The sequence below is a fragment of the Luteibacter anthropi genome (genome assembly GCF_011759365.1).
Classification (GTDB): domain Bacteria; phylum Pseudomonadota; class Gammaproteobacteria; order Xanthomonadales; family Rhodanobacteraceae; genus Luteibacter; species Luteibacter anthropi.
This window is the reverse complement of the sequence record NZ_JAARLZ010000005.1, coordinates 406343-420254: the sequence shown is the minus strand read 5'-3', so window position 1 is coordinate 420254 and position 13912 is coordinate 406343. Positions and strand designations below refer to the sequence as shown.

The 13912-nt window shown below is 63.8% G+C and carries 6 protein-coding genes; all 6 read left to right on the top strand.

Features of this window, described 5'->3' with window-relative positions; translation table 11 throughout:
* The first annotated feature begins 408 nt into the window (after nt 1–408).
* The 6 genes from HBF25_RS11700 to treZ all read left to right on the top strand — a co-directional run bounded on the left by HBF25_RS11700 (nt 409) and on the right by treZ (nt 13911).
* On the top strand, nt 409–678 hold the full coding sequence (locus HBF25_RS11700) for a hypothetical protein (protein ID WP_166948570.1): 270 nt from the start codon (nt 409–411) through the stop codon (nt 676–678).
* Between the two features lie 579 nt (nt 679–1257).
* Nucleotides 1258–4527 (top strand): maltotransferase domain-containing protein, encoded by a 3270-nt coding sequence (locus HBF25_RS11695; protein WP_166948568.1) that lies wholly within the window; start codon nt 1258–1260, stop codon nt 4525–4527.
* Between the two features lie 3 nt (nt 4528–4530).
* Nucleotides 4531–7857, top strand: a complete 3327-nt coding sequence (gene treS, locus HBF25_RS11690) for a maltose alpha-D-glucosyltransferase (protein ID WP_166948566.1) — start codon at nt 4531–4533, stop codon at nt 7855–7857.
* On the top strand, nt 7854–10040 hold the full coding sequence (gene glgB, locus HBF25_RS11685; RefSeq protein ID WP_425483462.1) for a 1,4-alpha-glucan branching protein GlgB: 2187 nt from the start codon (nt 7854–7856) through the stop codon (nt 10038–10040). Before treS ends, glgB begins: the two co-directional genes overlap by 4 nt.
* Before the next feature lie 11 nt (nt 10041–10051).
* The gene (gene glgX, locus HBF25_RS11680) at nt 10052–12163 is read left to right on the top strand and encodes a glycogen debranching protein GlgX (protein ID WP_166948564.1); all 2112 of its coding nucleotides are present in this window, start codon (nt 10052–10054) and stop codon (nt 12161–12163) included.
* Nucleotides 12160–13911: a malto-oligosyltrehalose trehalohydrolase gene (gene treZ, locus HBF25_RS11675; RefSeq protein ID WP_166948562.1), complete on the top strand. Its 1752-nt coding sequence runs from the start codon at nt 12160–12162 to the stop codon at nt 13909–13911. The genes glgX and treZ overlap by 4 nt, the downstream gene beginning before the upstream one ends.
* The last annotated feature ends 1 nt before the right edge of the window (nt 13912 follow it).

The following is a 13912-nucleotide window of genomic DNA, read 5'->3' as shown; positions in this document are numbered from 1 at the left end:
CAAAGAACTAAACCAGCGACCTCGGCAGACACTGGGCTTCCAGTGTCCGGCTGAAGTACTTCATCAAACTGTTGCACCGACCGGTTGAGATCGCCCCGTGCCTCGGCAGGAAAGGCCGGCCATCCTGGCCGGCCCCGCTACGCGGCCTTATCCGCCCACTCCCCTCACCTCCATCACCTCGCGCCAAGGGCCGCCCCCGCCGCCTCTCCCCACGTGATCGCAGGCTGTTGTAGGAGCGCGCCTGCGCGCGACCGGTTATCGCGAATATGTTCATCGTTTCGATTCATCCGGTCGCGCGCAAGCACGCTCCTACAACGCTATGTGGCTACCGGAGGGGCGATCAGCCTTGCGATGACGCTTGCCCTGTAGGAGCGCGCCTCGCGCGCGACCGGTCAATACGAGGTGTCGATGATGTTCGCGACAACCGGTCGCGCGCAAGGCGCGCTCCTACGGAGAGGCGTGGTCGCGATGGTGTGGATGCATCCGAAGGACGAAACGACGTTCGTGTTGTTTCGCCTCGCGATGACCGGGATGGGATTGGCGACATCGGGTGTGGTGGCGTTCTGGGTGTTGTCGCGGTGGAAGGTGCAGGGTGTCATTCCGGTGGATGCATCGATGAAACGCGGCGTTGCTGTTTCTCCGAATCGCCGATGCGATCGGCTTCCACCCCTTTGGTAGCACCGTTGCGTTGTAGGAGCGTGCTTGCGCGCGACGGGTGATATCGAAACGATGATGATGTTCGCGATAACCGGTCGCGCGCAGGCGCGCTCCTACAACACGCCGCGATGACGTGGGGAGAGGCGGCGGGGGCGGCCCTTGGCGCGACTTGATGGAGGTGAGGGGAGTGGGCGGATAAGGCCGCGTAGCGGGGCCGGCCAGGAAGGCCGGCCTTTTTCGCCGAGGCAGGAGCCGAGTCGAAAAACCGCGCCCGCTACCCGTGCCCGAAGGGGCGAAGCCATAAGACACTAGCCGCGCAGCGGCTCTCCTTTCCCGAGGGACACCGTAGGCCGGCGCGCCAAGGGCCGCCCCCGCCGCCTCTACACCGCCACGTACCAGCGCCAAGCGCGAGGCCGACAGGCGAGCCCACCCAACAAAGCAAGACCCAACACAAAAACCACACTTCAGCGACACACGTTCACGCTCTCGCAACACCCCGATGCGTCACTGTGAGGGCTCCTCCGCGTGCCCGGGTCATTGGCACGATGCACACATACGGCCCGGCATGCTTGTGTCTACCCTGCAAGGAACACGAGTCACATGTCGGTAAGCACGCGTGCGCCTTTTCGTATTTATTACCTGCATCCGCGGCTCGCGGGGCCGCTGACCGCATGGAACGCATGGATCGAGCACGCGGCGTCGCTGGGCTTCGCGCAATTGCTGGTCGCGCCGCCGTTCGATGCATCGGCATGCGGTGACATTTTCGTGACACGCGATGTCGAGCATCTGGATGCGTCGATTGCCGATGGCGATGCCGAAGCAAGGCTAGGACAAATCGCAAAAGCCTGCCGGGCGAGAAAGCTTGAGCTATGGCTCGACCTTCCTCTGGATGAACTCGCTTCCGATGCGCCGCTTCGCCAGGAACACCCCGAATGGTTCCGGGCGGTTGCCGCGCAGCACGGTACGCCCGACCCACGCTGGACGCCCAGCGAAAGCGAGAGCGTGCGCTGGCGGCTCAATGATCCGGATGTGGCGGGGGCTGCCACGCAATGGTGGATCGATCGGCTGCGCCGCTGGGTGGCTGCGGGTGTCACGGGGTTTCGCCTGCTGCATCCACAGCGTCTGCCTGCCTCCCTGTGGAAGACCCTGATCGATGCCGTCCGGCGTGATGTGCCGGACGTGGCCTTTCTTGCATGGACGCCGGGGTGCACGCCCGAGCAGGTTGCCGCGATGCGTGGCGCGGGCTTCGATGCAACCGTCTCGTCGGCAAACTGGTGGGATTTCCACGCACCCTGGTTTGCGGAAGAGTCACAGCGTCTGGCCACGGTGGCTCCGGCACTCGCCTGTGCGGAAGAGCCTTTCGGTCAGCGGCTGGGCGATGAACTGGGTGAGGAAAACCAGCTCGATCATGCCTACCGGCGTGCGACCGCGTTTGCCGCGACGTCGCCGGCAGGCTGGCTTATGCCGATGGGCTTCGAATTTGCGGTGCACGAAGCGCTCGACGCGCGCCGTGGCGATGCGATCGACCCGGCAGCACTGAAAGCCAAAGGACTTCTCGATCTTACCGACACGGTGAAGGCCGCGAACGCGATCGTTAGCGAGCATATGGGTCTTGCACCTGCGATTGGCGTGCATGGTGGTGTGGCCTCATTCCTGACTGTTCAAGGCGCCGACCCGCGCACGGCGTCGTCTGCCACGCTGACCCTGGTCAATGCCTCGCTGGATCGCGAGGTCGCGGTGCAGGCGGCCGATGTATTCGTTGGCGCGGCCAGTCATTTCGGTCCTTGGGTGGCGCCGGACGGGCACCGGCTCTTCGATCAGGGCGAAAGTCTTGTGCTTGCACCGGGAGCTGTCATGACGCTGGATGCTTCACCTTCTGCACCTGTGGTTCGCAAGATCGGCGCGAGCGCGAAGAAAGACCTTCTCCAGGTGGCCACCAGGGGGCCGCGCGTCGTGATCGAGTCGGTCCAGCCCAGCGTCGATGGCGGTCTGTTTCCCGTAAAGCGCATCGTAGGGGAGGCGGTGACCGTCACGGCGGATATCTATGTCGATGGGCACGACGTGCTGGCCGCGCGCCTGTGCTATCGCGCACAGGACGAAAAAGTCTGGCGTGAAGTGCCCATGCTGCCGGTGAACAACGATATCCATACGGGCAGCTTCACGCCCACCCGCATTGGCCGGTACGAGTTTCGTATCGAGGCGTGGCGCGATTCGTTCGGAACCTATCACCACGAGCTGGAACTCAAGCACGAGGCGGGCGTTCCCATCGAGCTGGAGCTGGAAGAAGGACGGCGGCTGGTAGAAACGCGCGCGGCGTCGCAGTCGGGCGCAAAAGCCAAGGCGTTGCGCAGTCTTTCCGCTGCCGTGAACAAAGCCTCGGGAGACGAGCGCGTGGCGCTGTTGCTCGCCGACAACGCGGTTGAGCTGATGGCCGCCACTGACCCGCGCGAGCGGGCCACGGCGACGGATGCCTTCGTGGTGGAAGTCGACCGCCGCGAGGCGATGTTTGCCAGCTGGTACGAGCTGTTCCCGCGATCGATGACGGAGTCGAAGCAACACCACGGCACCTTCCGCAACACCATCGGGCGCCTGCCGGCCATCCGGGACATGGGTTTCGACGTGCTGTATTTCCCGCCGATCCATCCCATCGGCAAGGCCTTCCGCAAGGGGCCCAACAATACGCTTACGCCGGGCCCGGACGACCCCGGCAGCCCGTATGCCATCGGCTCGCCCGATGGCGGGCACACTGCGATCCATCCGCAGCTTGGCACGCTGGACGACTTCCGTGTGCTGCGCGACGCCGCCCACGAGCATGGGCTGGAACTGGCGCTGGATTTCGCCATCCAGTGTTCGCCGGATCATCCGTGGCTGAAAGAGCATCCGGAATGGTTCGACTGGCGCCCCGACGGCAGCATCAAGTACGCCGAGAACCCGCCCAAGAAATACCAGGACATCGTCAATGTCGATTTCTACGCGGATGGGGCGGTGCCTTCGCTGTGGCAGGCGCTCTGCGACGTCGTGCTGTTCTGGGCAGGAGAGGGCGTGCGTACCTTCCGCGTGGACAATCCGCATACCAAGCCGTTCCCTTTCTGGGAGTGGATGATTGCCCGCGTTCGATCAAAGTATCCGGGTGCGTTGTTCCTGTCCGAGGCCTTCACCCGGCCCAAGCCGATGTACCGGCTGGCCAAGGTGGGCTTCAGCCAGTCGTATACCTATTTCACCTGGCGCAATTCGAAACAGGAGTTCATCGACTACCTGACCGAGCTGACGACCACGGCGCCGAAGGATTTTTTCCGTCCCAATTTCTTCGTCAACACCCCCGATATCAATCCGTATTTCCTGCAGACGTCGGGACGCCCGGGGTTTTTGATCCGTGCGGCGCTGGCTACAACCCTCTCAGGGCTGTGGGGCATGTACTCCGGTTTCGAGATATGCGAATCGGCACCCATGCCCGGGAAAGAGGAATACCTCGATTCGGAGAAGTACGAAATCCGCATTCGCGATTTCAGCGAGCCGGGCAACATCGTTGCCGAGATCACCCGGCTCAACCAGATTCGCCGTGCACACCCGGCCCTGCAGACGCATCTTGGCGTGCGTTTCCTGCCGGCGAACAACGATCAGGTGCTGTTCTTCGAAAAGCGCCGCGGCGACGACCTGGTGCTGGTGGCCATCAGCATGGACCCGCATAACGCACAGGCCGCTGATCTCACTCTCCCCCTGGATGACTGGGGCCTGGCGGCCGACGCCACGCTCGACGTCCACGATCTTCTGCATTCCCAACCCATCGCCTGGCGTGGTCCGGCTCAGCATGTGTGGCTTGGCCTCGGCCAGCCCTATGCGATCTGGCATGTACGGCTACCCGGAGTCTGATCCATGGCAACACGCGGCAAAGGCAAGAAGCAGATCAAGGCGCCGGATTTTTCCAGTGATCCGCTCTGGTACAAGGACGCGATCATCTACCAGGTGCACCTGAAGTCGTATTTCGACGCGAACGATGACGGCGTGGGCGATTTCCAGGGCCTGATCGACAAGCTCGACTACATCGCGGACCTGGGCGTGAACACGCTCTGGCTGCTTCCGTTCTATCCCAGCCCCCGCCGGGACGATGGCTACGACATCGCCGAGTACAAGGCGGTGCACGAGGACTACGGCAAGCTGGCCGATGCGAAGCGCTTCATCAGCGAAGCGCACAAGCGTGGCCTGCGTGTCATCACCGAGCTGGTCATCAACCACACTTCCGACCAGCATCCGTGGTTCCAGCGCGCACGGCAGGCGAAGAAGGGCTCGGCTGCCCGTAATTTCTATGTCTGGTCGGATACGGATCAGGCCTACGACGGCACGCGCATCATCTTTCTCGACACCGAGAAGTCGAACTGGACCTGGGACCCGGTGGCGGGCCAGTACTTCTGGCATCGCTTCTTCTCGCACCAGCCGGACCTGAATTTCGATAATCCTGCGGTGCTGAAGGCCGTGCTCGACGTGATGCGCTTCTGGCTGGATATGGGCGTGGACGGCCTGCGCCTGGACGCCGTGCCCTACCTGATCGAGCGCGAAGGCACCAATAACGAAAACCTGCCTGAAACGCACGCGATCCTGAAGCTGATGCGTGCCGAGATCGACCAGCACTACCCGGATCGCATGCTGCTGGCCGAGGCCAACCAATGGCCCGAAGATACCCAGGACTATTTCGGCAACGGCGACGAATGCCATATGGCGTTCCACTTTCCGCTGATGCCGCGCATGTACATGGCGATCGCCCGTGAAGACCGTTTTCCGATCACCGACATCATGCGGCAGACGCCGGCCATTCCGGAAAACTGCCAGTGGGCCATCTTCCTGCGCAACCATGACGAGCTGACGCTTGAAATGGTCACGGACAACGAGCGCGATTACCTGTGGCAGACGTACGCCGCAGATCGCCGTGCCCGCATCAACCTCGGTATCCGTCGTCGTCTTGCGCCCTTGCTGGAGCGCGACCGTCGCCGCATCGAACTGATGAATGCGTTGCTGTTGACCATGCCGGGCACGCCGGTGCTTTACTACGGCGACGAGATCGGCATGGGTGACAACATCCATCTTGGCGACCGTGACGGTGTGCGCACGCCGATGCAGTGGTCGGTGGACCGCAACGGGGGTTTCTCGCGTGCCGATCCCGCCAGCCTGGTGCTTCCGCCGATCATGGACCCGCTCTATGGCTTCCAGGCGATCAACGTCGAAGCCCAGCAGCGCGATCCGCATTCGCTGCTCAACTGGACGCGCCGCATGCTGGCCGTGCGCAAGCGCTACAAGGCGTTCGGTCGCGGCACGCTGAAGTTCCTGTATCCGGGCAACCGCAAGGTGCTGGCTTACCTGCGCGAGTTCGGTGACGAACACGTGCTGTGCGTGGCCAATATGTCGCGCACGCTTCAGGCCGTGGAGCTGGATCTCAATCTTTTCGAAGGCCAGGTGCCGGTCGAGATCGTCGGTGGCACCTCGTTCCCCCCGGTGGGGCAGCTGCCGTATCTGCTGACGGTGCCGCCTTACGGTTTCTATGCGTTCCAGCTTCTGCCTAACGCCCAGATGCCCGACTGGCACGAAGTGCCGGCCGAAACCCTGCCGGACTACGAGACCCTCGTCTTGCGCGGTGCGCTGGTCGAAGGGCCCGTGATGGAACACCACCGGGGTGTGATCGAGAAGCAGGTGCTGCCGGGTTATCTGGCGGTGCGCCGCTGGTTTGCGTCGAAGGATCGCGGCATCGAGCAGGTAAAGGTGCTGCATGCCGCTCCGTGGCCTGATCGCGGTGACGACCTGATCTTTACCGAAATCGAAGCCACGCTGGCCGATGGGGGCAAGGAACGCTACAGCCTGCCGGTGGGTATCGTCTGGGAAGACGAAAGCCCCACCGCGCGGCAGCAGAACCTGACTCTCGCACGGGTACGCCGTGGCCGTCGCATCGGTATTCTCACCGATGGTTTCTCCCTCGATGCCTTCGCTTCCGGCCTGCTGATCGGGCTGCGCGCCGGAACGGCACTGCCGATCCATGGCGGTACCATCCGTTTCGAGAAGACGGATATCTTCGACACGACCGAGTTCGACACGGAGATCGAGAGTCGCTGGCTGACCTCGGAGCAATCGAACAGCTCGATGATTCTGAACGATGCCGGCGTGGTGAAGCTGTTCCGGCGTACGTCGGCCGGCATCAATCCCGAAGTGGAGATGGGCCGGTACCTCACCGAGCACGGCTACGCCAATACGGCGCAGCTGCTTGGTGAGGTGGTGATGATCGGCGATGGCGGCGAGCGCACGACCGTTGCCGTACTACAGGGTTTCCTGCGCAACCAGGGCGATGCATGGCGCTGGACGCTGGATTACCTGCGCCGCAGCTACGACGAATACAACCATTCCAGCCATGCCGCCGAAGACGCGCGTCGCAATGAGATCGAGGCGGGCTATGACGCCTTTGCCACGGCGGTAGGCACCCGGTTGGCCGAATTGCACGCCTTGCTGGCCCAGCCCACCGATATCCCTGCGTTCGCCCCCGAGCGTGCGAGCGATGCGACGGTGGCCGGCTGGGGTGCAGGTGTTCGCGAGCAGGTGGCGCGTGCGCTGGCCTCGGTCGACAGCACGGGCGGCATGCCGGATGAACTGGTGGCGGACGTGGAGGCCTTGCGCGGACTGGCCTCGACGCTGGACGAACGGATCGCCAGGCTGGCTAGGGCCGGGCACGGTGCGCCGATCACGCGCACGCACGGCGACTTCCATCTTGGTCAGATCCTCGTCGTCCAGGACGATGCCTACATCATCGATTTCGAGGGCGAGCCGGCACGCACGCTCGACGAGCGTCGTGGCAAGAGCTCGCCGCTTCGCGATGTGGCCGGCTTCCTGCGCTCGCTCGACTACGCGGCAGCCATGGCACGGCGCGGCGAGGATGGCCTGGCACCGGTGGAGGATGAAGGTTTCGCCGTGTACCTGACCCGCTTCCGCGAGCGTTCGTCGCGGGTGTTCCTCGAAGCCTATCGCCGGGTGCTGGATGAAGCCCCGGTGCGCTGGATCGATGCCGACGCGCTTGCGCCTGTGCTCGAACTTTTCGTGATCGAGAAGGCGGCTTACGAGGTGAGCTACGAAGCCGCCAACCGACCCGGCTGGCTCGATGTTCCGCTGCGCGGCCTGCTTCAGGCGGCACGCGGTGACACCGCCCAGGAACTGAAGGAGGATACGTGATCGACTCACGGACCTATGGTCTCGACAACCCGGCGGCGATCGATGCGCTGGTCGAAGGCACGCATGGCGACGCGTTCGCCGTGCTGGGCCCCCATGTCGCGAACGGCCGTCGCGTTGTTCGCACCTTCCAGCCAGGTGCCGACGGGGTCGAACTCATCGATGCCGGCGGACGGGTGCTGAAAGCGCTGGACAGGCTCCACGATGCAGGGCTGTTCGCAGGCGATACGGGAGACACCTCCGGTTACCGCCTGCGGGTGCGCTGGCCGGGCGCCACGCAGGACACCCACGATCCCTACGCGTTCGGTACGTTGCTCGACGAAGACGATTTACACCGCTTCGCGGAGGGTACGCATACGGGGCTGTTCCGCTTCCTGGGCGCGCACCCTTCAGTGGTCGATGGCGTGCATGGCGTGCGTTTCGCGGTCTGGGCGCCGAATGCCCGACGGGTGAGCGTCGTCGGTGACTTCGACAGCTGGGACGGGCGCCGTCATCCCATGCGAAAACGCGTGCCGGCCGGTGTCTGGGAGCTGTTCGTGCCCGGCCTGCTGCCCGGCGCCCGCTACAAGTACGAGGTGCTGGGCGCGGATGGTTCGCTGACCCAGCGCGCTGACCCCGTGGCGCTGGCCGCCGAGCTGCCACCTTCGACGGCATCCATCGTGGCCGACCCGGCGGCCTTTCACTGGACCGATGAGGACTGGCTGCGCCGGCGCGGCGCGCTGCACCATGCAGGCTCGCCACTGTCGATCTACGAACTGCATGCCGGTTCGTGGTTGCGCGGCCAGGATGGGCGTGAGCTGCACTGGGACGAACTGGGCGAACGCCTGATTCCCTACGTGGCGGGCATGGGCTTTACCCATATCGAGTTGCTGCCGGTTTCCGAGCACCCCTTTGGCGGCTCCTGGGGCTACCAGCCGCTGGGCCAGTTCGCGCCTACCTCGCGTTTTGGCACGCCCGAGGCGTTTGCGCGTTTCGTCGATCGCTGCCACGAGGCCGGCGTGGGCGTGATCGTGGACTGGGTGCCCGCGCATTTTCCGACCGATATCCACGGCCTTGCGCACTTCGACGGCACGCCGCTGTATGAGCATGCCGATCCTCGCGAAGGTTTCCACCAGGACTGGAACACGCTGATCTTCAACCTCGGCCGCAACGAGGTATCGGCTTTCCTTGTGTCCAGCGCCCTGGCATGGCTGGAGCGTTTTCATGTGGATGGCCTGCGCGTGGATGCCGTGGCCTCGATGCTTTACCGCGATTATTCGCGCAAGGCCGGCGAATGGGTGCCCAATATCCATGGCGGCCGTGAAAACCTCGAATCCATCGCTTTCCTGCGCCGGGTCAACCAGCTGGTGGTCGAGCGTCATCCGGACTGCATGACCATCGCGGAAGAATCCACGGCATGGCCGGGCGTCACGCGGCCGGTGGAGGAGGGCGGCCTGGGTTTCACCTTCAAGTGGAACATGGGCTGGATGCACGATTCGCTGGAATACATGTCGCGCGATCCCATCCATCGCCGCTGGCACCATGGCGAGATGACCTTCAGCATGATCTACGCGTACTCCGAGCGTTACGTGCTACCGCTGTCGCATGATGAAGTAGTGCACGGCAAGCGCTCGCTGCTGGGCCGCATGCCCGGCGACGAATGGCAGCGCTTTGCCAACCTGCGTGCCTATTACGGCTTCATGTGGGGCCACCCCGGCAAGAAGCTGCTGTTCACCGGTGGCGAGATCGCCCAGCCGCACGAATGGAACCACGACGCCCAGATCGCCTGGGATCTGCTCGACCATCCCCTGCACCTGGGCGTGCAACGGCTCGTGCGAGACCTCAACCGCGTTTATGCCGACACGCCCGCGCTGCACGCGCTGGATGCCGATCCGCGCGGATTCCGCTGGGTGATTGGCGATGACGCGGACCAGAACGTCTTTGCATGGATGCGCTTTGCCGAAGGCGAGGCGCCTGCCCTGGTCATCAGCAACATGACCCCCACGCCACGCCATGGTTTCCGCATCGGCGTGCCGCAGGACGGTCGCTGGCGAGAGGCGATCAATTCCGATGCCGACGCCTACGGTGGCTCTGGCGTGGGCAATGAAGGCGAACGCCATGCCCAGGCGGTGCCGTCGCACGGTTTCGACCACTCGCTGGTCGTCAGCCTTCCACCGCTATCCACGGTCATTTTCGTGGCCGACTGACGAGGACCCCGATGCCCGCTCTTCCCGAACGCATGCAGTCCGGCTCGCCGTATCCCCTCGGCGCGACCTGCGACGGCATGGGCACCAATTTCGCCGTGTTCTCCGCGCATGCCGAGCGCATCGAGCTTTGCCTGTTCGATCCCTCCGGCAAACGGGAGATCGCACGTTACGAGCTGCCCGAGTGCACGGATGAGATATGGCACGGCTACCTGCCACGGGTGCGTGGCGGCACGCTGTACGGCTTCCGCGCCTATGGTCCTTATCTGCCGGAAGAAGGTCACCGGTTCAATCCGAACAAGCTTCTGCTCGATCCCTACGCAAGGCTGCTTCACGGGCAGGTTCGCTGGTCGGACGTGCTGCACGGATATCGCGTGGCGTCATCACGGGCCGATCTGTCTTTCGACCGTCGCGACAGCGCGGCGGCCATGCCGAAAGCCGTCGTCGTCGATGAACCGATGCACTGGAACGGCGGCCATCGCCCACATACACCGTGGAATCGCACGGTGGTCTACGAGACCCACCTGAAGGGTTTCACGCGCAACCTCAAGCGCATCCGTCCGCATGAGCGGGGCACGTTCATCGCGCTGGCCGACCCTTATGTCATCGAGTATCTGGTGAAGCTGGGGGTGACGGCGGTCGAACTGCTGCCGGTACACGCCTTCCTGCAGGACCGTCGCCTCACGGAGATGAAGCTGCGCAATTACTGGGGCTACAACACCCTGGCGTTCTTCGCGCCCGAGCCGGCCTACCTGGCGGAAGGCGCGCTCAACGAGATACGCGCCGCCGTGCAGGCGCTGCATGCGGCAGGCATCGAGGTGATCCTCGACGTGGTGTACAACCACACCTGCGAAGGCAGCGAACTGGGCACGACGCTGTCGTTCCGTGGCCTGGACAACAAGAGCTATTACCGTTTGATGCCGGACGATCCGCGTTACTGCATCAACGACACCGGTACGGGTAACACCGTGAATACGGCGCATCCGCGCGTGCTGCAGCTGGTGATGGATTCGTTGCGCTACTGGGTGCAGACCTTTCATGTCGATGGCTTCCGTTTCGACCTGGGCGTAAGCCTGGGGCGCGAGGAGCATGGTTTTGATCCCAACAGCGGCCTGTTCGACGCCATGCGCCAGGACCCGGTGCTCAACAGCGTCAAGCTGATTTCCGAGCCGTGGGATATCGGCCCGGGTGGCTACCAGCTGGGCAACCATCCCCCGGGCTTCGGCGAGTGGAACGGCAAGTTCCGCGATGACGTGCGCCGGTTCTGGAAGGGTGATTCGGGCATGCGTGGCACGCTGGCCGGGCGTTTGCAGGCATCCGGCGAGCTTTTCGACCACCAGCGCCGCAAGCCCTGGTCATCGGTGAACTTCATCACCGCGCATGACGGCTTCACGCTGGAAGACCTGGTCAGCTACAACGACAAGCACAACGACGCCAACGGCGAAGACAACCGCGACGGCGGCAACGACAACGAAAGCTACAACCACGGCGTCGAAGGCCCCACCGACGATCCCACGATTCTTGCCACGCGCGACCGGGTCAAGCGAGCCCTGCTGTCGACCCTGTTCTTTTCGCACGGCACGCCGATGCTGCTGGGCGGCGACGAGTTCGGGCGCACGCAGCATGGCAACAACAACGCGTACTGCCAGGATAACGAACTGTCCTGGTACGACTGGAAGCTGGCCACCTCCGATCGCGGCAAGGAGCTCACCGATTTCACGGCAAGACTCGTTCGCCTGCGCGACCAGCATCCCACCCTGAGGGCCGCACACTTTCTTCGTGGGGACACCGAGGTGGTGCCTGGCATAAAGGAGGTCAGCTGGTTCGACGAAAGCGGATCGGAAATGACCCAGGAAACCTGGGACTACACGGAGGGCCGTCTGCTGGCCTTGCGCCGTGCGCAGTCCCAGGGTGAAAAGCGGGCCGATCTCACCCTTATCCTCATCAACGGTACGCCGGACATGCATGTGTTCCAGCTCCCACAGCCTGCGGTGGCCTGGCGCGTGCGCTCGGACAGTTCGAAACCGGGTGCTCCCGAGAAGGCCTGGCCGGAGGCGTCGATCGAGGTGGAAGGGCATAGCGTCATCCTGCTGGCGGCTTCCGCACGGGTGGAGCCGGCGGCATGACGAGCCGGTTCGTTCACGCCATGCCTTACGGCGCGAAGCCGCTGGGTGACGACAAGGTGCGCTTCCGGTTATGGGCACCCGATGTGGAGACCGTGTCCATCGAGTGCGACACGGGTCATCACTCGACCATGCGTGCGCTGGACGATGGCTGGTTCGAATGTGTCTGCCCGGCCCCGTTCGGTTCGGGCTACCGCTTCCGGGTGGGCAAGGATGTGGTCGTGCCCGATCCCGCTTCGCGTCGACAGCGCGAGGGTGATGTACATGGCTACAGTGTTGTCGTAGACCCTTCTTCCTATGCATGGAAGCACGATACGTGGCAGGGCCGGCCATGGCACGAGGCGGTGATCTACGAACTGCACGTGGGTCTTCTGGGTGGTTATCGTGGCGTGGAGATGGTGCTGCCGCACCTGGCGTCGCTGGGCATTACCGCCGTGGAACTGATGCCGATTGCCGAATTCCCTGGCGATCGCAACTGGGGCTACGACGGTGTGCTGCCCTATGCGCCATCCGCGTCCTACGGCACGCCCGACGACCTGAAGTCATTGATCGACACGGCGCACGGCCTGGGGCTGATGGTGTTCCTCGACGTCGTCTACAACCACTTCGGGCCGGAAGGTAATTATCTGGGCGCCTATGCCTCGCGTTTCTTCGATGAGGCCACGCATACGCCCTGGGGCGCGGCCATTGGCGTATCCACGCCACAGGTGGGCGATTACTTCGTGCACAACGCGCTCTACTGGCTTGAGGAATACCGGTTCGACGGGCTTCGCTTCGATGCGGTGCATGCCATCGGCAATCCGGGCTGGCTGGGCTCGCTGGCAGCGCGCATCCACGCGGCGATGGGATCGGAGCGCCATGTACATCTGGTGCTGGAGAACGAAGCAAACCAGGCGAATCTTCTGGGCAGGGGGCGTTTCGATGCACAGTGGAACGACGACTTCCACAATGCGATCCACGTGCTGCTGACCGGCGAGGACGAGGGTTACTACGCCCATTACGAGCCGGCAATGGACAAGCTCCTGCGCAGCCTTCGTGAAGGCTTTGCGTATCAGGGCGAAGTGATGGGCGACAAACGGCGCGGCGAGCCCAGCGCGCATCTCGCGGCCTCCCGGTTCGTCAATTTCCTGCAGAACCACGACCAGATCGGCAACCGCGCCTTCGGTGACCGGCTGAGCGCGATGATCCATCCGGAAACGATGGAGGCGGCACTGGTTCTTCTGCTGCTGGCCCCGTTCGTGCCGATGCTGTTCATGGGCGAGGAGTGGGGTAGTCGCACACCCTTCCTGTTCTTTACCGATTTCATCGACGAGCGGATGCGCCGCGCGGTGAGAGAAGGGCGTCGCAAGGAGTTTGCCGCCTTCGCAAGTTTTGCCGGGGAGGAAATCCCCGACCCCAATGACTACGACACGTTCACCGCCTCGATTCCCGAGCGCGATATCGCGCTGGGTGAAGCGCGGCGTACGTTCGTGCGCTCGTTGATCGCCGTCCGGCGCGAGTACATCGGGCCGCATATAGCCGACGCCCATGGGCAGGATGCACAGGCGCTGGGTGCACAGGCTTTTGTGGCGTCCTGGTCGTTGTCGGGGCGCACGTTAACGATCTTCGTCAATCTCGGCGACACCGACGTCACGATCGAACGGACACCATCCTCGTCCGCGGCGTGGCTGCATGGTGACGCCGCCACCGTTGCCGCCGTTTCGCGTGGCCTGCTCCCCGCCCGCCGCGCCGTTGCCTGCCTGGAGTCGTAAC